The organism is Alcaligenes sp. SORT26 (genome assembly GCF_017377875.1).
GTDB classification, from domain to species: domain Bacteria; phylum Pseudomonadota; class Gammaproteobacteria; order Burkholderiales; family Burkholderiaceae_B; genus Alcaligenes; species Alcaligenes parafaecalis.
The window spans coordinates 3170237-3188277 of record NZ_CP070975.1; the positions used below are offsets into that span (position 1 = coordinate 3170237).

The window sequence follows — 18041 nt, forward strand, 5'->3', positions numbered from 1 at the left end:
CCGGCTTATTTCTCTTCATCTTTCACTAAATGCGCGTAACAAACCGGCGAGCTGGGTTCATTGCCGTCGTGTAGGCGATCTTCCTCAGCCAAGGCCTTGATCACCGCTTGTTTGAGCACCGTCAGGTACGAGGTGTGCGGGTCGCGGGTGGCGGTTAGCAATTGCAGTTCACCTTTGCGGGCCAGCCTCATCAAGGAGAGCAAGGAGTCAGGGTCGTGCTCTAGTTGTTCTTGATAGCGGCGTTGGAATTGCTCCGGGGAAATGGCGCCACTATGAAAGTCTTTGCGCAATTCAGGAGTGGGGCTGGCGTCGTGCAGCCACTGGATGTCACCTAGCTTGTCTTTGCTCAGGCCGCGTGGCCAGAGACGGTCTGTGAGCACACGGGCTGCTTTGTTGGCAGGCTCATGGATGGCATCGTAAATGCGACTCAAGGTGATGGTGTAGTGCATGACCGCCTCCGGGAGCGTCAGGCTTTGGGTGTTCAGGCGCTTGGCGCTTAATTATTGATCAGTCTATGTTGTCTGTGAGTCAGGGCCGCGATAGCGATAGGCATCGGTGAATCGCGCCTTAGCCAGAGTAGCAGCCTTCCAGCAATGTGTGACCGTGGCGATATTTCAGATCGCCAGCCACAGTCGCTGCAAGGCTGCTGTGTCGTGTGTGATGCCGCGTTTTACGCTTTCTTGCTGACCAGGCCGTAAACGAACAGAACGATGATGGCACCGACAATAGAACCAATCCAGCCCGCCCCTTCGCCAGGTACGTACCAGCCCATGGCTTGTCCCAGATAGCCTGCGACAAAGGCACCGACAATACCCAGGATGGTGGTCATTATCCATCCCATTTTTTGATCGCCGGGCATGATGGCTCGCGCCAGCAAACCTACGATAAAGCCCACAATAATCATGGAGATAATACCCATCGTGCTACTCCTGTTCTGTGTTTGCCGGTCTGGGATTCGGACCGCACTGCTTATCTTAGGTATGGAGTTTTTAGGCGTCTATCGTTTTGTGTTTCTGAAACAGTTAAAAACGTCAGGTTTTGTAAATCGATGACTGGTAATCAGCTTGGCTATGTCGTGTGATAGTTGGCAGTAGTCTTTCCTGCGCTTTGTTCAAGTCGGGACTCTTTCAAGCCCCGGCAGCCGTGTTGAGGCTTGGCTTAGCCCAATAGAGCAGGTTTACGTTTTTGCACCCACTGTGTGGCCTGCTCGTAGGCGTAGGACAGTTGCAGGACGGCCATGTCGGCCTGGGCAGGGCCCATGATCTGCAAGCCCATGGGCAATCCGGCCTCGTTAAAGCCCGCAGGCACGTTCATGACGGGCAGCCCTGCCAGGGAGCCGCCGATCACTATTTCCATCCAGCGGTGGTAAGTATCCATTTGGCGTCCGGCAATCTCGGTGGGCCAGTGGGTGGTGCTTGCAAAGGGGAAGACTTGAGCAGTGGGCAGGACCAGGTAGTCGTAGGTCTGGAACAGTTTGCGCAGGCTTTCGTACCATTTGCTGCGGTTGATGGAGGCTTGGTAAACCTGAGCTCCTGTCAGATTCAGGCCCCCTTCTACTTCCCAGATGGCTTCGGGCTTCATTTGGGCGCGCAGTTCCGGTTTGGCGTACAGGCCTTGGGCGGTTCCAGCGACGGTGAAGTGGCGCAGGGTCAGCCAGGTTTGCCACAGTTGTTCCATGGAATAGTCGGGTTGCGCCGCTTCGACGGTGCAGCCTATGGCCTCGAAGCTCTTCAGTGCGCTCTGGCACAGGTCCATGACGCCTGCTTGCATGGGCAGGTAGCCGCTGTAGTCGCCCAGCCAGCCGATGCGGGTGCCTTTGAAGTCGCGTTGCAGTTTGCCAGCGAATTGTTGTGGATCCTGGCTGATGCTGAGCGGGGTGCGTGCATCGAAACCGGCTTGAGTGGCCAGCAGCATGGCCAGGTCGGAAACGGTACGACCCATGGGGCCTTCATAGCCCATTTGCTGGAAGAAGACTTCGGAGGTGGGGCCATGGGGCACGCGGCCTTGTGATGGCCGAAAACCGTAGACGTTATTGAAGGCACCGGGGTTGCGCAGGGAACCCATCATGTCGCTGCCGTCGGCCACGGGCAGCATGCGGGCAGCCAGGGCGACAGCGGCTCCGCCACTACTGCCACCGGCGCACAGATCGGGCTGGTAGGCGTTGCCAGTGGTGCCAAAAACGGGGTTGTAGGTATGCGATCCCAGGCCAAATTCCGGGGTATTGGTTTTACCGATCAGAATGGCGCCGGATTGCCGTACGCGCTCGACGATGATGGCGTCCTGTTTGGGCAGATAGTCCTTGAAAATCGGCGAGCCACTGGTGGTGACGATATCGACTGTTGCTGCCAAATCTTTGGGTGCCTGGGGCATGCCGTGCATCCAGCCCAGGTACTGGCCTGCCTTCAGTTGCTGATCGCGTTTGTCGGCCTGGGCCAGCAGGCCGCTGCGCTCTTGCAGAGACACGATGGCGTTGACCTTGGGGTTCACACGGTCGATATGGTCCAGATACGCCACCATGACTTCGCGGCAGGAGACCTGGCGTTGTGCAATCCAGCCCGACAAGGTCAGCGCATCGGCCATGATGATGTCTTGAGCCGTGCCAGGACCGGGGGCGGTTTTTGCGAAGGCCTGGCGTCCCAAGGAAGGGGCCATCCCTGCCAGCGACAGCAAGCCGGTAGTTTTCAAAAAGCGGCGGCGTGCGTCCAGGGGTGTCGAGGTATCTGTCATGTTTGTCTCCCGTTTTTTTGTAAGGCCATCCAAGTGGCCAGCTCATTCTATGCAGGTACAATGCGCGGCTCAAACGCCAAAAAATCATCAAGTTGATGCGGTCTGTGCATAAGCCGGTTCAAGCGTCAGCAAGGGGACAAGCATGGACTTTCGCAAGCTGCGGCACTTTGTGGCCGTTTGCGAACACGGTACGTTTCATCGGGCCGCGCAAGCTGTCCATTTAAGCCAGTCTGCCTTGAGTCGTAGCATCCAGGCTCTGGAGCAGGAACTGGGTGTGCCGCTGTTTGATCGCAGCAGTCAGCGCATTTTTTTGACGCCTTATGGTCGGGTACTGCTGGAGCGGGCGCATCGCGTTTTGCAGGAAGGCCGTGCGATGCAGCGCGAGTTGGCGCTGATTCAGGGTGAGGATGCAGGTAGCCTGCGCCTGGGTTTAAGCTCTACCCCCGCCGCTGTCCTGCTGCATCCGTGCATGGTGGCTTTATTGGGCGAGTACCCGCGTTTGCGTGTGGATGCCGTAATTGGCCGCACACTGGAATTGATCGAGGGCCTGCGCCGGGAACGCTACGATATGGTGGTGCTGGATGTCAGCGCAGTGACCGATGTGCGTGGTCTGGATATTGAGTATCTGCCCGCCATGCAAGGCGATATGCTGGTTCGCCAGGGCCACCCCCTCTTGCAGCAGGAGTCACTGGATTTTGCCGCGATCAGCCAGTACCCCGTGGCCTGCTCCGTCATTAGTGATGATTTGACCGATCGCCTGATTGCCGAGTTTGGTGCCCAAGGCCACCCCGACAGCTTTGTCCGCTTTTGTTGTGATAGCTTCAGTATCCAGCGCGATGTGGTGATGGATAGCGATATGGTCCTGATGAGTGTGCTGGCTGCCGTACGCCGTGATATTGATGCGGGTGATCTGGTGCCGCTGGGTCTGTTTTCTTCGTCCTTGTCCGGGCACTATGCCTTGGTACGCCTTTCAGGGCGCACGCAATTGCCCGCCTTGGATATTGTTTACGATCTGGCGCGTCGCCTGTGCAGGGCGTAAGTCAGACGCCCGCTTTCTGATCTGCTTTGTTTGAGGGTTTGCTCATGACGATCCCCTTGCCCGCCTTGGACCTGCATCAGTTAGGCCCCGAGCAATCCTTGCGCGCGTTTATTGGCTGGTGGCCGGATGCGCAGACCCGTCTCTATCTGGCTGAACAAGCCATTGATGCACATGCCCTGTATGGCGGGCGCATGATGCAACCGGATCATTTTCATTTGACGCTGGCGTTTCTGGATGGAAGCAGCGTATCGGCCTTGCAAACCTTGGCGGCCAGTATGGCGGGTTGGCCCGTGCCCGAGATCCAGTTGGACTTGACGCTACGGGATGTTTTTGAGAAACCCCAGGTGGTCTGGGCTGGCCCGGATGAATCTCAAGAGCAGGCGCTGACGCTGCTGGAGCAGTGGCACGAGGATATCTGGGTCAGGCTGACTACCTTGGGCTGGACCCAGCCACCGCGCCGCTTCAGGCCCCATGTGTCCCTGCTGCGCCATGCGCGGATTGCGGCGGATCAGTCGCATCGTCATGCTTTACCGCCTCAGGCTTTTATTGGTGATGGCGTAGGTTTGATCGTGTCCGTGCCGGGGGAGTTGCGCAGCCAATATCATGTGGCGGCCACAGTGGGGTCGGGAAGGACAACTTCATGAATATCCGTTTTTTAGAAACCTTTATCTGGATTGCCCGCCTGGGCAGTTTTCGTGCCGCCGCCAATAAGCAGCACCTGACACAGGCCGCGGTATCAGGGCGGATTGCGGCTCTGGAAAGCGAGTTTCAGAAAACCTTGTTCGAGCGTGGTCATCGTGATCTGCGCCTGACTCCGGCAGGGCGCAAATTGATGCAGTATGCCGAGCAGATGCTGGGTATGGAACACGACTTGCGCGAGGCCCTGGCAGGCTCCAGCCGTTTAAGCGGCCGGGTGCGTTTGGGGGTGGTGGAATCCATTGTGCATACCTGGTTCAAGGACTTGATCCGCCAATTGCATGCCTTGTATCCCGAACTGGAAATTGAGCTGACGGCCGAGTCCACCTTGCGTCTGCATGATTTGCTCAAGCGCGGCACTATTGATGTGGCCTTGCAGACGGACCCCATCATGGGCGATGGCATACGCAACCTGCCGATGGGCTCCATGCGCATGGGCTGGGTATGTATGGCCGGTGAGGCCATGCCTGTGCGCAGTGGCTTGCAGGAATTGGTGCAACGCTGGCCGTTGGTGACCTTTCCCCGTGGTTCTCAACCTCATCTGGCCCTGGTGCAATTGCTGGAGCCCTTGCCAGTCGACCAGGCCCGGATTCATTACGTGTCGTCCATTGCCGCCAGTACCCAGTTGCTGGAAGCACAGCCTTGTGTGGCCACCCTGCCCCTGGCGGCTGTCAGCCGTCAGCTCACGAGCGGGCTGTATCAGGAAATTGTGTGTGAGCATGCTTTGCCGGACTTGCGGCTGGTGGCAAGCTGGCGACCCGACCCGCTGACACAGACAGCCCAGGCCGTGATCGGCGTGGCGCTGGAGCGCATGCATCATTTTGCTGCCGAGCATCCGGGGCTGGCCTTGCCGCCACCAGACACGCGTGTCTTCGCTATTTAGCCTTTGAGGGTTTTCCCCTTGGCTAGGCATGTGTACTGAGCGTGAGCTTGCTTGATAATCTATATACCGCGCCACTCGCTTGAACTGATCGCTTTTTCCTATTGCTCCAGGCTGAAATAAACCGTTTGGAATCCGCCCAGAAGCCGTTGGACACTCCCATAAAGAGTGTGCAACGACTTTGATTCAGGAGGCTTTCGTGTCTGCTACTTTTCGCACTGATCGTGATGCGCCGGGGGAACTGTTCATCTGGACGGATATTGCCCCTGAGCATGAGCAGGATTTCAATCAATGGTATGAGCGCGAGCACATGGCTGAACGTGCCGCCATACCGGGTTTTCAATGGTCACGCCGCTATGTGCGCCAAGGCGCTGGTCGCAAGTACCTGGCCTTGTACCGTACCGAGTCCCTGCGGGTCTTTGGCACGGCGGAATATAAAAAGGCCTTTGAGCAGCAAACAGACTGGTCGATTGCCAACTTTGGCCGCATGAGTAATACCCAGCGCCGCGTGATGGCGGTGTCCTTGCTGGGTGGCGTGGGTACCGGCTCTGTGGTGTTGCTGGTCCGCTTGTCTGCAGCCAGGCAATTGGATGCGCTGGCTCAACAGAGCGCGGCCTATCTGGAGCAAACCGATGGCCTGCTGGCCTTGCGGGTACTGACGCCTGATCCCGAATTGTCTACCCCCTTACCGTCCGAGGAAGCGCAACAGCGCAGCCTGGACCCCTATCTGGTGGCCGATCTGACCACTATGACTGCTGCTCGTACCCTGGCTGCTCGCTTGCAGCAGGACCTGGGTGTGGCGACTAACGATGTATCCGAGTTTTCTTTGTTGTGGGATCTGCAGTCACGGGATCTGAATGCGAGCCGCTCATAAGGCGGCCATCACCTCAATTCTTGGGAGAAGCGACATCATGATCAAAAAACTACTTTCGATGGCTTGCGTTCTGGCGCTGGCAGGAACGGCCCAGGCCGCCACCAATTGGAATATGACGGCTGAGCAGCCCGATAGCAATTTCCTGACGCAAAACGCGCGCGAGTTCGCGGCGGATGTGAAAGCGGCCACCAATGGCGAGCTCAATATCAATGTGCAGTCCAACTCTGTTTTGCTCAAACGCCCTGAAGTGAAACGTGGGGTTCAGCAAGGGGTGGTGCAAGTCGGTGAAATGCTGGTGGCAGCCATTGGGAATGAAGACCCTCTGTTCGAGGTGGATAGCGTGCCTTTCCTGGCCTCGTCTTTTGACCAGTCGGAAAAACTCTGGAAAGCCACGCGCCCTTTCCTGGCCGAGCGTCTGGACAAGCAAGGTATTGTGCTGGTCTATGGTTCGCCCTGGCCACCCCAAGGGATTTACACCAAAAAGCCGGTTGAGCAGTTATCTGATCTGGCCGGTGTGCGCTTTCGTGCCTATAGCCCGGCCACCAGTCGCCTGGCGTCTTTGATGGGTGCGGTGCCTACTACTGTGCAAACGCCTGAAGTCCCCCAGGCATTTTCTACCGGCATTATTGATGCCATGCTGACCTCGCCCGCAACGGGGGTGGATTCGCAGGCCTGGGACTACGTGAAGTACTACTACGACGCTCAGGTTTTCATTCCTCAAAGCTTTGTCATCATGAACAAGCGTGCTTTCCAGCGTTTGCCTGAAAACGTGCAAAAAGCGGTGCTGGATGCCGGTGCCCGTGCCGAGGAACGTGGCTGGGCTGTCTCGCGTGAACAGACGTCCAAGCTGACCCAGACGATGGCTGACAAAGGCATGGTGGTGGGCCAGTTGAGCGAGAAACTGGCGGGCGAGCTGCATGCCATTGGCCAGACCATGACCGAAGAATGGTTGAAGAAAGCCGGTGCAGATGGTCAGAAGTTGCTTGACGCTTACCGTCAACCATAAACAAGGGGTGCGTCCATGATCGTTCTGGAGCGTATGGCCAGAGTCTGCGGCGCACTCGCCGCATTTTTCCTGTGTTTGATCGGGGTCGTGGTGACAGCGCAGATTGTGGCGCGCCTGTTTTCCATGCAAATACCCGCCTCGGATGATTTTGCGGGTTGGTTTATGGCAGCGTCTATTTTCTTGGCGCTGCCCTACGCCATGTTGCGCGGGGATCATATCCGCGTGTCTCTCTTGTTGCAGGTGATGCCCGAGCGCCTGCATCGCCCTTACGAGCTGTTGGCAACGACGATTGGTCTGGTGCTGGCAGCCTGGTGCACGTGGGAGACGGCTCATTTTGTGTATGAGTCCTTTATCTACAAGGAAGTGGCTCAGGGCATGGTGGCGGTGCCGCTGTGGGTTCCACAGCTAGGCATGCCGATTGGCCTGGGATTGCTGACCCTGATGCTTTTGCGGCGTTTGCTGCATGCGGTTCAGGGTCAAAAACTGGAGGCGACTGAACATGGCTGATTTATCTCAGGCAGTTGTGCTGTTGGTGGCTCTGCTTGCCTTGCTGGCCAGTGGCGTGTGGGTGGCGCTGGTTCTGATCGCTTGCGGTATTTTGTCGATTTTTCTGTATGCCGACGCGCCAGCGGGCATCATTTTCGCCACCAAGGCGTGGGACTCCTCAGCGAGCTGGGCCTTGACGGCGCTGCCTCTGTTTATCTGGATGGGGGAGATTTTGTATCGCACCCGCCTGGCGGAGGATATGTTCAGCGGCCTGGGGCCGTGGGTGCAGCGTTTGCCGGGTCGACTGGTGCACGTCAATACCTTCGGTTGCGGGATTTTTGCAGCCGTTAGCGGTTCGTCGGCGGCAACGGCTGCCACGATTGGCCGTATCTCCTTGCCCGAGCTGAAAGCACGCGGTTATGACGACAGCATCAGCATTGGCTCCCTGGCCGGTGCAGGGACCTTGGGGCTGTTGATCCCGCCGTCCATTGTGATGATTGTGTATGCCGTGGCGGCACAGGTTTCCATCATTCGTCTGTTTGTGGCCGGTGTGCTGCCGGGCATCATGTTGATGTGCCTGTTCTCGCTCTACATCGCGATTTGGTCCTTGCGTCACCCGGACCGTGTGCCCGCCGATATTGAAGAGCTGACGCTGGGCCAGAAAATCCGCCGCTTGCGCTTGCTACTGCCTGTGGTGCTGCTGATTATGGCGGTGATCGGATCGATTTATGGGGGTATCGCTACTGCAACCGAAGCAGCCGTGTTGGGCGTGGTTGGCTCCTTGGTGATCGCCGCTTTTGGGCGCTCACTGAGCTGGAGGAATTTCACTGACAGCCTGCTGGGCGCGGCCCGTACGTCGTGCATGATCTCCTTCATCCTGATCGGTGCGGCCTACCTGACCAGCGCCATGAGCTTTACTGGCTTGCCTGCCAATCTGGCAGCCTGGATTGGCTCTTTGGGTTTGAGCCAATACGCCTTGATTGCCGTGCTGACGGTATTTTTCATCCTGCTGGGTGCGTTCCTGGATGGCATCTCGATTGTGGTGCTGACCACCTCGGTCTTATTGCCTGCGGTGTTGGCTGCCGGTATTGATCCGATCTGGTTTGGTATTTACCTGATCCTGACGGTGGAGATGGCGCAGATCACCCCGCCCATTGGCTTTAACTTGTTTGTGATCCAGGGCATTACTGGACGCAATCTGTTCGAGCTGGTGCGTATGGCCTTCCCCTTCTTCCTGGTGCTGGTTCTGGCCACGGTGATTGTGACGATCTTCCCGCAAATCGTCATGGTCTTGCCCAACGCCATGTAAAGGAGGCAAGAAATGGCAAATGCCTACGTGACCTTGGGGGCGCAGCGTTATCGGGTCGAACGAGCCTGGACACAGGCAGATATCAGCAGCATCACCAGTGTGGCGGTGCTGGCTGACGGACGTATCGCCGCCTTGCTGCGTCGTCCGGCTTGCGTGCTAGTGCTGGCGCCGGATGGGCAGGTATCAGCGCGCTGGTCTTTGGAGGATATTCTGTGCCCGCACCATATCAGTGCCCGCCCGCAAGGCGGGGTGCTGGTCACGGATCTGGATGGGCATCAGGTTCTGGCGCTGGATGCTCAAGGCCATGAACAATGGCGTTTGGGCCAACCGGAGCAGCCGCGTTGGCAAGAGCCTTTCAACCATCCCACGCACGCAGTTGAATGTGGTGATGGTGGCTTGTGGGTCACCGATGGCTACGGTAATACCGTAGTCCACCGTTTTGATCCGCAACGCCAGTGGTTAGCAGCATTGGGAGCGCCCGGCTCCGGTCCCTTGCAGTTCAGTACACCCCATATGCTGGCCTGTGCCGCCGATGGCTCGGTCTGGGTGGCTGACCGGGAAAACAACCGTGTCCAGCATCTGGATGCGCAAGGCCGTTATCTGGGTGAGCTGCGTCCCATGCATAAACCCATGGCAGTGGCTGTGCAAACAGACGGTTCGGTACTGGTTAGCGACCAAACCGCCAGCCTGTCTTTGTTCGACCCGGATTCAGGCATGCTGGTAGGGCGTTGCCGGGTCCAAGGTGTGTACGGGCACGGTCTGTCCACAGGCTTGGACGGGCGTATTTATATAGCGGAAATGTTGCCCGATTGTTTAACTTGCTTACAGCCAGCTTAATCGTCAACAAAGAATGAAAAAGTAGTTGGCGCTATGGAAGCTCTCAGAGCAAATCCATTAGACTATGCGCATGAATACGTCCGCGCCTCTGTATGTTCGTACAGATTCCTCCGGCCAGCTCCAATTGCTAGGCGATTGGTCCTTGCGTCACTATGAAGCGCTGCAAAGCAATTTGCGCTCGATTAGTGACAAGCAGGGCGCTTGGTCTTTGGATTTCAGCGAACTGAAATCCCTGGATACCACGGGTGCTCAAGTCTTGTGCGAATGGCTAGGCGCCGAACGAGTGCAAACGGCCCTGGATAGCGCCCAAGGCCTGTCCAAAGAACGCCATCAGTTATTGCAAACCGTTGCCAAGGCAATGAGCCGGATGGAGCAGGAGCATCTGAAGACGGCTCGCTGGGGAATTACGGATTTGTTCGAGCGTGTGGGCCTGGCAATGGTTCACATCACGCGCAATGTGCGTGAGCTTTTGGGTTTCATCGGCCTGACGCTGGAAACCCTGTTTCTGAATATGCTGCGGCCCAGCCAGTGGCGTGTCACGTCGATTGTGGCGCAGCTAGAAGAAACCGCTTTTAACGCCGTGCCTATTGTGGCCTTGCTGACCTTTCTGGTTGGCGCGGTGATTGCCTTTCTGGGGGCGACGGTACTGGCCGATTTTGGTGCCACGATCTATACCGTGAACCTGGTCGGCTTTTCCTTCTTGCGTGAATTTGCCGTGCTGCTGACCGCCATCTTGATGGCAGGTCGCACCGCCAGTGCCTTTACCGCGCAGATTGGCTCCATGAAGGCGAACGAAGAAATCGATGCCTTGCGTGCCCAGGGCCTGAATCCCATGCTGATTCTGGTCATTCCTCGCGTGCTGGCCATGCTCTTGGCCATGCCCATTCTGACCTTTGTCGGCATGGTGGCGGGGATTTTTGGGGGCGGGCTGGTGTGTGCCCTGATTCTGGATATTTCGCCCACCATGTTCATCAATATCTTCAATCAGGATATTGATTTGCGGCACTTTGTCTTGGGCATGTCCAAAGCCCCTATCTTTGCCTTTCTGATTGCTGTGATTGGCTGCCAGGAAGGTTTTAAAGTCACGGGTAGCGCGCAGTCTGTGGGTGAACACACGACCTCTGCGGTCGTGCAGTCCATCTTTATTGTGATTCTGATCGACGCGCTGGCAGCCTTGTTCTTCATGGAGATGGGATGGTAGAGACAGCCGCTCGTCCCATTATTCAGGTTCGCGACCTGGACAACCGCTTTGGCGATCACGTCGTGCACGAGCATCTGGATATGGATGTGTATCCCGGTGAAATCGTCGGCGTGGTGGGCGGCTCCGGCACGGGCAAATCCGTGCTGCTGCGCTCCATTCTGGGTCTGCGCCCACCGACGGGTGGCACAGTACGCATCTTTGATCAGGAAATTGGCTCCTTGTCGCCTGAAGCACGTTCGCGGCTGGAACGCCGTCTGGGTGTGCTGTTTCAGCAAGGGGCGCTGTTCTCTTCGCTGACGGTGGTGGAGAACATTGCCATGCCCTTGATCGAGCACATCGGCCTGTCCCGTGCTGCGGCCGAACACATCGCCGCCATGAAAATGTCTTTGGCAGGCTTGCCCTCCAATGCGGCCACCAAATACCCGGCTGAATTGTCCGGCGGCATGATCAAGCGTGCCGCCTTGGCACGTGCCCTGGCACTAGACCCGGAAATTCTCTTTCTGGATGAGCCCACTGCCGGTCTGGACCCGGTGGGTGCGGGCGATTTTGACCAGCTTATTTTGACCTTGCGCGATGCGCTGGGGTTGACCGTGTTTTTGGTCACACACGATCTGGATACGCTCTACACCATTTGTGACCGGGTGGCCGTGCTGGCGGAAAAGCGCGTGCTGGTCAACGACACATTGGCGCGTGTGGAGCAAGTTGATAACGACTGGATTCGGGAATACTTCCACGGTCCACGGGGACGGGCTGCCCAACAGGCCCAAAACCGTCGTCAGGAGCATTGTTAATGGAACCGCGTGCCCATCATGTATTGATCGGGGTCTTTACCTTGGTAGTGGCTGTGGCTGCTGTCCTGTTCTCGCTTTGGCTGGCCAAGGCGGGGCAGGATGCCGAGACCCGCGATTACGATATTGTTTTTCTGGAAGGTGTGCGGGGCCTGTCTCGTGGCAGCGCCGTGCAATACAACGGTCTGCGCGTCGGTGAAGTGCGCCAGCTACGCCTGGACCCGAACGACTTGCAGCGTGTGCGTGCGCAAGTGTCGATTCAGGCTTCCATCCCTATTCATGAAGACACGCAAGCTCGTCTGGCACTGGCCGGTATCACCGGTCAGTCCGTCATTGAACTGAGCGGTGGCACCCCCAACAGCCCTTTGCTGGAAGCCACGGGCGATGGTTTGCCCATGATTGTGGCTTCGCCCTCTCCGCTGGCCCAGCTTATGGCCGGTGGCGAGGAAATGATGACGCAAATCACCAAGTTGCTGGATAACGCCAATGCCTTCCTGTCGGCCGAGAACTCAAAATCCTTGTCTGCCAGCCTGCAAAAACTGGAAACCTTGATGGGCCAGCTCTCAACAGCGGGTGAAGGCGTGCCCAGCCTGGTGAAGGAGCTGTCTCAGGCCAGCCAGCAGGCCACAACGCTGCTGTCGTCCACACAAGGTCTGGTAGACCGACAAGGGACACAGGCCATGAATGCGATTCAGAAATCCATGGAGGATTTCAGCCGTGCCACTCAAAGCCTGAACAAACTGTTGGAACAGAATTCGGCGGCGATTGGCCGCGGTGCTCAGGGTCTGACCGAGATCGAGCCTGCCTTGCGTGAATTGCGCCAGGTGCTGGCGGGTTTCCGGGCGGTGACCTCTCGTCTGGAAGATAATCCGGCAGGCTACCTCTTGGGTCGCGACAAATTACAGGAGTTCACACCATGATGCCCACGCTTGTGCGTCGTTTGCTGCAGGTATCGGTCCTGGGCCTGGCCGCCTTGTCCACCGCCTGCTCGGTTCTACCTAAAGCTGAATCCCTGACTTATTACCAGCTTCCCGCTGTGGCATTGACGGCTCAGCAAGCTCCGGCTTCTCACAAGAACCTGATCATTCAGGTAAACCGGCCCCATGCCGAGCGCCTGCTGGCCAGCTCCCGTATCACCGTCCTGCCCCAAGGCAATGAACTAAGCGCCTATCAAGGCGTACGTTGGGGCGATGATGTGCCTGCCTTGCTGCGTAACCGTTTGGCCGATGGCTTGCGTGACGCAGGCCAGTTCCGGGCCGTTGTGCTGGATAGTGAGTCCGTCATCAGTGATCTGGAGCTAAGCGGCACGCTGGGTGCATTTCAGGTGGAGTATGTCCAGGGAGCGCCACGTGTACGCATTCAGCTAGATGCTTTGGTACGTAACCAGCGCTCTGGCGAATTGCTTCAAACGCATCGTTTTCTGGTGCAGCAGGATGTAGTGGGCACAGCCGTGCCGCAGGTGGTTGAGGCATTTGGACAGGCGACCGACGCCTTGTCCTTGCAGGTCAGCCAATGGTTAGCTTCTTTAACGGTTCAGACCAAGGCTCCTTGATGACATGTACGAGTCTCGCGATCAGCCCCTGATAACGGGTTGGCAATTTGCCAAGCGCCTTTTGGTGCATGCTTTTATTGGCATTGTTTTTGTGGCCTTTTCGCTGATGCTGGGTGCATTGGGCCATATGTGGTTTGAAGAGAACGTGCATTGGCACGATGCGGCGCTCAATGCCGCCATGATGGTGGGTGGGCTAGGCCCGATGGCCTTGCCTGAGACCTGGGCAGGCAAAGTGTTTTTTGCCATTTACGGGGCTTACGTCAGCCTGGTGCTGGCAGCCACTTTCGGGTTGATTATTGCGCCAGTGCTGCATCGGATTTTGCATACCTTCCATCTGGAAGACTAAGCAGAAGACAACCCACTCTCCACGCTAGGCTTTCGGCTTGCTGCCTCCCGAGGGGAGCGTGGCCCGGCGACAAAAAGGCGCTGTGTTTTGAGCAGTTCAAAAAGATGGGATCGCCCTCTTTTGAAGAACCTGCCTAAAACACAGCGCCTTTTCTATTGCTTGGCTATGAATCAGCCTTGTACCCGTTCCTGTTCCAGCCTGGCGATCAAAGCGGGTAGCTCGTCCATGCGGCGGAAGGTGTCACGCACGCCCAGGCTGCGCAATTCCTCTTCCTTGTCCGGAACCGGGCAGTAGCCCAGGACGGTTGCGCCCGCAGCCAGACCGGCGGTAGCGCCCGTTACGCTGTCCTCCACCACCAGACACTGTGTGGGATCAACGCCCAGACCGTTGGCGGCGGCCAGATACACGTCCGGGTAAGGCTTGTTGCGTGGCGTTTCAGCCCCGCTATAGATATGAGTGCCGAAATAATCCAGCAGGCCGGTTTGCCCTAACTGCAGTACCAGCTTGGCCCGGTCCGCACCGGATGCGCAGGCAATCATGCCGGGCTTGTCGCGCAAGATCGCATCCAGCGTGTCCTGAATACCGGGAATGGCCATGACTTCATTGGTCAGCGCATGGTTGCGGCGCATGCGAAAAGCCATCACCCATTCCATATCCAGATCTTTGCCCGTCATCTTGCGCACGGTAGGCAGTTCGTCGGGCAGAGCCTTGCCAATGAACCAGTCATAGCACTGCTCGTACGTCATGACCCAGCCTTCCTCTTGCAACATGTCCCGCAGTACACGAACCGTGATTGGTTCGCTGTCTACCAGCACACCGTCACAATCAAACAGCACAGCGGAAAATGTCATGGGTAATACCTTTTAAGCCAATAAAACTTGAAGACTGTGATGATACAGCAGGCAGTCCGACGGCAGGATTGATGAAGGATGATGGCGCCAGACCCTCTGGCGCCTTAGCGTGCCTAGTGAAAACCCCAACTCATAAATAATTGATTATTGATATATTTATATCTAAACTAAAATTTCATAATAAACCTTTCTGCGGAAGTTCCGTCATGGTGCATAAAACAACTCGGGTGGTGGCTGCGGCCTTGCTGGCATTGGGAATGGCTGGCGCACAGGCAGCGGAAGTAACGCTGAAAGCGGTATCTGTCTTTACGATGGACACCTTCTTTACCAAGCGATTCAAGCAGTTTGTTGACAAGGTCAACAGTGAAGGCAAGGGCCTGGTTCAAATCAATGTGATTGGTGGTCCAGAAGCGATCCCTCCCTTTGAAGTCGGTAATGCCCTGCGTTCCGGCGTGATTGATTTCGCCAATACCACAGCCGTATTCCACGCCAATCTGGTGCCTGAGGCACTGGCTTTGACGCTGACCGAAAAACCCATGAGCGAGCTGCGCCAGAACGGTGGCTACGAGCTGATGGACAAGATTCACCGCGAGAAAGCCAACATCACCTGGCTGGCCCGCACGACGGATGGCTTGCAGTACCACATCTATACCAACAAACCCGTGACCTCGGCCGACCTGTCGGGCTTCAAGCTGCGCGGCGTGCCGGTGTACCTGTCCTTCTTCCGCGAAATTGGCGCAACACCTTTGCAGATCCCACCGGGCGAGGTCTACACCGCGCTGGAGCGTGGCGTGGTGGACGGCTATGGCTGGCCATCGGTGGGCGTGATGGAAATGGGCTGGCATGAAAAGACCAAATACCGTGTAGAACCCGGTTTCTACAACGTGGAAGTGGGTTTCTTCATGAACCAGAAGAGCTGGGAAAAACTGGACGAAGACCAGAAAGCCTTTATGCGCAAGCAGATCGAGTGGATGGAGTCGCAGAACGTGACTGAACACCAGATGGCAATTGACGAAAAAGCTGCTACCGAACAAGCCGGTGTGCAAGCGCTGGTTCTGGAACCTGAAGTGGCTCGTGCCTTGCGCACCAAAGCCTACGAATCGGGCTGGGCCGGTATCGACAAATCCAGCCCCAAATACGCCGCGCAACTGCGTGAACTGTTTGGTGGTTACCAGCCTTAAACAAGACTGCTGATTATGTAGTTTGACAGTGGACATTGTGCCCTTGGGGACAGTGTCCACTTTTTGATGATGCCATCCGGGCGGCAATCTGCCCTCCCTTTCAGTGACCTTGATCTGCGGAGAAGACGAGATGTCTGCTGCAACTGCTTCGGAAGGCTTGCCTTCCAACACGACCTGGGGGCGTCCTTACGCCCTTTTAATGAACACTTGCGGCGCTGTGGCGGCTTTGACCTTTGGGCTGATGAGCCTGTTGGTCTGCGCTGACGTAGTATTGCGCAACCTGGGTTACGACGCGCTGTCCACCAGCGTGGAAGTAACCGAATACATGCTGATCATCGCCACCTTCGTCGCCGCACCTTGGGTGCTGTACCTGGGCGGCCATATCCGTATCGACGTGCTGTTCAATAACCTGCCTACGCCTATCCAGCGCTTGCTGGACCTGGTCTCCAACCTGTTGGGCCTGGTGGTCTGTGGCGTCCTGGCCTGGCAATGTGCCGTGGTTGCCTTGGACGCCCACGAACAAGGTGCCATGGTCTTCAAAGCCCTGGTGTTTCCTGAGTGGTGGTTGAACCTGCCCCTGATGTTTGGCGCTGCCATGCTGGCCCTGGAATTCCTGCGTCGTCTGGTTTCCCGTCCTGTTGAGCAAGGAGTCTGACCATGGAATGGCATATGGCATTGATCCTGATGCTGGGATCACTCTTCCTTTTGATGGCCATCGGCACACCCGTGGTGTTTGCCTTCCTGTCCGTCAACCTGCTTGGCGCCTGGCTGTTCCTGGGCGAGGCCGCCGGTCTGGCTCAATGGGCACGTAATACCACTGCGTCGATTGGCAGCTTCTCGCTGACCCCCATTCCGCTGTTCATCCTGATGGGAGAAGTCCTGTTCCACACCGGACTGGCCTTCAAAGCCATCGACTCCATCGAGCGCATGATCTCGCGCGTGCCTGGCAAATTGTCCATCGTCAGTATTTTGGGCGGCACTACCTTTGCCACGTTGTCGGGCTCTTCCATCGCCAACACCGCCATGATGGGCGGCGTGATGCTGCCAGAAATGCTGCGTCGCGGTTACCACCCGACCATGGCAATGGGCCCCATCATGGCCGTCGGTGGCATCGCCATGCTGATCCCACCCTCGGCCCTGGCCGTGATGCTGGGTAGCCTGGCAGGCATCTCCATCGAACGCCTGCTGATTGGCGGCATCCTGCCTGGCATGCTGATGGCCTTGGGTTTCCTGGCCTACGTGATCGTACGTAGCCGCCTGCGTCCTCAAGATGCACCCATGAGCGAAGAAGACCCCGCCACTCGCCTGAAAGGTTGGGCATTGTGGAAACCCTTCGTATTTAACGTCGTGCCATTGCTGGGCATCTTCATCGCCGTAGTGGGCTCCATGCTGGCAGGCTGGGCCTCCCCAACCGAGTCCGCCGCTATCGGTGTACTGGCTTCCGTTATTGCCACCATCGCTTACCGTGCCTTGACCCTGAAAGCCCTGTGGAAGAGCCTGATCGAAACCGCCAAAGTCTCGGTCGTGATCCTGTTCATCCTGGCCGCGTCCACCACCTTTGCTCAACTGCTGAGCTTCTCTGGTGCCAGTGCAGGCTTCCTGGGCATGATCAAAGACTACAACCTGTCGCCCTTCGCACTGGTTATCTGCATGCTGCTGGTTTTGCTGGTCATCGGCACCGTGCTCGACCAGATCTCCATGATGATGATCGCCTTGCCCTTCTTCATGCCCCTGGCCTTGGCTGCAGGCGTGGACACCGTCTGGCTGGGTGTAATGATCCTGATCGCCCTGGAAATCGGCCTGCTGACCCCACCGTTTGGCCTGTTGCTGATCGTGATGCAAAGCGTGGCACCCCCGTCCATCCGCTTGCCCCACATCTACCGAGCAGCCGTGCCCTTCCTGGTGATCGAAGTCGGCGTACTAGCCTTGGTCCTGTTCATCCCCTGGATTGCCGTAGGCTTGCCAGGACTGATCGGCTAAGACAGAGCAGTCAGCCTGAAAGTGGGACAACAAGCATGTTGTCCCGCGACGAAAGCCACAATCTGGAACAGGCTTTCAAACAAAAAACCTCAGTTCGGCAGATGCCAAACTGAGGTTTTTTTATGCTCGATAGAGTTGATCGCTTTTTGCCGCCTATTTATGTGCAGCAAAGTGATTGATGTGGGAACGGCGCATAAGAACTTGAACGATCTTTCTGCTCGTCGCTGAGAGCGATTTTGGAGGTGAGCAAGATGCAGGTAGTGTTCGTACCGACAGCGTTCAAGTCAG

The 18041-nt window shown here is 57.1% G+C and carries 20 protein-coding genes; 16 read left to right on the forward strand and 4 right to left on the reverse strand.

Features of this window, described 5'->3' with window-relative positions:
- Positions 1-5: 5 nt before the first annotated feature.
- The 3 genes from JYG33_RS14445 to JYG33_RS14455 all read right to left on the reverse strand — a co-directional run bounded on the left by JYG33_RS14445 (position 6) and on the right by JYG33_RS14455 (position 2727).
- Positions 6-449: a DUF488 family protein gene (locus tag JYG33_RS14445; protein WP_207872857.1), complete on the reverse strand. Its 444-nt coding sequence runs from the start codon at positions 447-449 to the stop codon at positions 6-8.
- 221 nt (positions 450-670) lie between these two features.
- Positions 671-919, reverse strand: coding sequence for a GlsB/YeaQ/YmgE family stress response membrane protein (locus JYG33_RS14450; protein WP_042484712.1), 249 nt, complete (start codon positions 917-919; stop codon positions 671-673).
- A gap of 239 nt (positions 920-1158) precedes the next feature.
- Positions 1159-2727: an amidase gene (locus JYG33_RS14455; RefSeq protein WP_207872858.1), complete on the reverse strand. Its 1569-nt coding sequence runs from the start codon at positions 2725-2727 to the stop codon at positions 1159-1161.
- 142 nt (positions 2728-2869) lie between these two features.
- Here JYG33_RS14455 and JYG33_RS14460 point away from each other — a divergent pair, with 142 nt between their 5' ends.
- From JYG33_RS14460 to JYG33_RS14520, 13 genes are all read left to right on the forward strand, one after another.
- Positions 2870-3766, forward strand: a complete 897-nt coding sequence (locus tag JYG33_RS14460) for a LysR family transcriptional regulator (RefSeq protein ID WP_207872859.1) — start codon at positions 2870-2872, stop codon at positions 3764-3766.
- Between the two features lie 44 nt (positions 3767-3810).
- Complete coding sequence (thpR, locus tag JYG33_RS14465) at positions 3811-4410, forward strand: RNA 2',3'-cyclic phosphodiesterase (protein WP_207872860.1); 600 nt, start codon at positions 3811-3813, stop codon at positions 4408-4410.
- Complete coding sequence (locus JYG33_RS14470; RefSeq protein ID WP_207872861.1) at positions 4407-5345, forward strand: LysR family transcriptional regulator; 939 nt, start codon at positions 4407-4409, stop codon at positions 5343-5345. The genes thpR and JYG33_RS14470 overlap by 4 nt, the downstream gene beginning before the upstream one ends.
- Before the next feature lie 196 nt (positions 5346-5541).
- Positions 5542-6216, forward strand: a complete 675-nt coding sequence (locus JYG33_RS14475) for a DUF4286 family protein (protein ID WP_207872862.1) — start codon at positions 5542-5544, stop codon at positions 6214-6216.
- A gap of 37 nt (positions 6217-6253) precedes the next feature.
- A complete protein-coding gene (locus JYG33_RS14480; RefSeq protein WP_207872863.1) occupies positions 6254-7222 on the forward strand; it encodes a TRAP transporter substrate-binding protein in 969 nt (322 codons plus the stop codon).
- 15 nt (positions 7223-7237) lie between these two features.
- Positions 7238-7729 (forward strand): TRAP transporter small permease, encoded by a 492-nt coding sequence (locus tag JYG33_RS14485; protein WP_207872864.1) that lies wholly within the window; start codon positions 7238-7240, stop codon positions 7727-7729.
- Positions 7722-9017 (forward strand): TRAP transporter large permease subunit, encoded by a 1296-nt coding sequence (locus tag JYG33_RS14490; protein WP_207872865.1) that lies wholly within the window; start codon positions 7722-7724, stop codon positions 9015-9017. Before JYG33_RS14485 ends, JYG33_RS14490 begins: the two co-directional genes overlap by 8 nt.
- A 12-nt stretch (positions 9018-9029) precedes the next feature.
- On the forward strand, positions 9030-9854 hold the full coding sequence (locus JYG33_RS14495) for a PQQ-binding-like beta-propeller repeat protein (protein ID WP_207872866.1): 825 nt from the start codon (positions 9030-9032) through the stop codon (positions 9852-9854).
- Positions 9855-9918: 64 nt separating this feature from the next.
- The gene (locus JYG33_RS14500; RefSeq protein WP_207872867.1) at positions 9919-11055 is read left to right on the forward strand and encodes an MlaE family lipid ABC transporter permease subunit; all 1137 of its coding nucleotides are present in this window, start codon (positions 9919-9921) and stop codon (positions 11053-11055) included.
- Complete coding sequence (locus JYG33_RS14505; protein ID WP_207872868.1) at positions 11049-11846, forward strand: ATP-binding cassette domain-containing protein; 798 nt, start codon at positions 11049-11051, stop codon at positions 11844-11846. The genes JYG33_RS14500 and JYG33_RS14505 overlap by 7 nt, the downstream gene beginning before the upstream one ends.
- Positions 11846-12763, forward strand: coding sequence for an MlaD family protein (locus tag JYG33_RS14510; protein WP_207872869.1), 918 nt, complete (start codon positions 11846-11848; stop codon positions 12761-12763). The genes JYG33_RS14505 and JYG33_RS14510 overlap by 1 nt, the downstream gene beginning before the upstream one ends.
- Complete coding sequence (locus tag JYG33_RS14515; RefSeq protein WP_207872870.1) at positions 12760-13395, forward strand: ABC-type transport auxiliary lipoprotein family protein; 636 nt, start codon at positions 12760-12762, stop codon at positions 13393-13395. The genes JYG33_RS14510 and JYG33_RS14515 overlap by 4 nt, the downstream gene beginning before the upstream one ends.
- Positions 13396-13399: 4 nt before the next feature.
- The gene (locus JYG33_RS14520) at positions 13400-13741 is read left to right on the forward strand and encodes a hypothetical protein (protein WP_207872871.1); all 342 of its coding nucleotides are present in this window, start codon (positions 13400-13402) and stop codon (positions 13739-13741) included.
- A gap of 170 nt (positions 13742-13911) precedes the next feature.
- On the opposite strand, the gene JYG33_RS14525 is transcribed toward JYG33_RS14520, so the two are convergent.
- Complete coding sequence (locus JYG33_RS14525) at positions 13912-14592, reverse strand: HAD family phosphatase (RefSeq protein ID WP_207872872.1); 681 nt, start codon at positions 14590-14592, stop codon at positions 13912-13914.
- Between the two features lie 206 nt (positions 14593-14798).
- Between JYG33_RS14525 and dctP the strand changes: the two genes are divergently transcribed.
- The 3 genes from dctP (at position 14799) to JYG33_RS14540 (ending at position 17753) form a co-directional block, all read left to right on the forward strand.
- Positions 14799-15773, forward strand: a complete 975-nt coding sequence (gene dctP / locus JYG33_RS14530) for a TRAP transporter substrate-binding protein DctP (RefSeq protein ID WP_207872873.1) — start codon at positions 14799-14801, stop codon at positions 15771-15773.
- 130 nt (positions 15774-15903) lie between these two features.
- Positions 15904-16428: a TRAP transporter small permease gene (locus JYG33_RS14535; RefSeq protein ID WP_207872874.1), complete on the forward strand. Its 525-nt coding sequence runs from the start codon at positions 15904-15906 to the stop codon at positions 16426-16428.
- Between the two features lie 2 nt (positions 16429-16430).
- On the forward strand, positions 16431-17753 hold the full coding sequence (locus JYG33_RS14540; protein ID WP_207872875.1) for a TRAP transporter large permease: 1323 nt from the start codon (positions 16431-16433) through the stop codon (positions 17751-17753).
- The last annotated feature ends 288 nt before the right edge of the window (positions 17754-18041 follow it).

Excerpts from the sequence above, each read along its gene's own strand:
- JYG33_RS14445 (WP_207872857.1), bottom strand. The coding sequence starts at position 449 with ATGCACTACACCATCACCTTGAGTCGCATTTACGATGCCATCCATGAG.
- JYG33_RS14450 (WP_042484712.1), bottom strand. The coding sequence starts at position 919 with ATGGGTATTATCTCCATGATTATTGTGGGCTTTATCGTAGGTTTGCTG.
- JYG33_RS14455 (WP_207872858.1), bottom strand. The coding sequence starts at position 2,727 with ATGACAGATACCTCGACACCCCTGGACGCACGCCGCCGCTTTTTGAAA.
- JYG33_RS14460 (WP_207872859.1), top strand. The coding sequence starts at position 2,870 with ATGGACTTTCGCAAGCTGCGGCACTTTGTGGCCGTTTGCGAACACGGT.
- thpR (WP_207872860.1), top strand. The coding sequence starts at position 3,811 with ATGACGATCCCCTTGCCCGCCTTGGACCTGCATCAGTTAGGCCCCGAG.
- JYG33_RS14470 (WP_207872861.1), top strand. The coding sequence starts at position 4,407 with ATGAATATCCGTTTTTTAGAAACCTTTATCTGGATTGCCCGCCTGGGC.
- JYG33_RS14480 (WP_207872863.1), top strand. The coding sequence starts at position 6,254 with ATGATCAAAAAACTACTTTCGATGGCTTGCGTTCTGGCGCTGGCAGGA.
- JYG33_RS14485 (WP_207872864.1), top strand. The coding sequence starts at position 7,238 with ATGATCGTTCTGGAGCGTATGGCCAGAGTCTGCGGCGCACTCGCCGCA.
- JYG33_RS14490 (WP_207872865.1), top strand. The coding sequence starts at position 7,722 with ATGGCTGATTTATCTCAGGCAGTTGTGCTGTTGGTGGCTCTGCTTGCC.
- JYG33_RS14495 (WP_207872866.1), top strand. The coding sequence starts at position 9,030 with ATGGCAAATGCCTACGTGACCTTGGGGGCGCAGCGTTATCGGGTCGAA.
- JYG33_RS14500 (WP_207872867.1), top strand. The coding sequence starts at position 9,919 with ATGCGCATGAATACGTCCGCGCCTCTGTATGTTCGTACAGATTCCTCC.
- JYG33_RS14505 (WP_207872868.1), top strand. The coding sequence starts at position 11,049 with ATGGTAGAGACAGCCGCTCGTCCCATTATTCAGGTTCGCGACCTGGAC.
- JYG33_RS14510 (WP_207872869.1), top strand. The coding sequence starts at position 11,846 with ATGGAACCGCGTGCCCATCATGTATTGATCGGGGTCTTTACCTTGGTA.
- JYG33_RS14515 (WP_207872870.1), top strand. The coding sequence starts at position 12,760 with ATGATGCCCACGCTTGTGCGTCGTTTGCTGCAGGTATCGGTCCTGGGC.
- JYG33_RS14520 (WP_207872871.1), top strand. The coding sequence starts at position 13,400 with ATGTACGAGTCTCGCGATCAGCCCCTGATAACGGGTTGGCAATTTGCC.
- JYG33_RS14525 (WP_207872872.1), bottom strand. The coding sequence starts at position 14,592 with ATGACATTTTCCGCTGTGCTGTTTGATTGTGACGGTGTGCTGGTAGAC.
- dctP (WP_207872873.1), top strand. The coding sequence starts at position 14,799 with ATGGTGCATAAAACAACTCGGGTGGTGGCTGCGGCCTTGCTGGCATTG.
- JYG33_RS14535 (WP_207872874.1), top strand. The coding sequence starts at position 15,904 with ATGTCTGCTGCAACTGCTTCGGAAGGCTTGCCTTCCAACACGACCTGG.
- JYG33_RS14540 (WP_207872875.1), top strand. The coding sequence starts at position 16,431 with ATGGAATGGCATATGGCATTGATCCTGATGCTGGGATCACTCTTCCTT.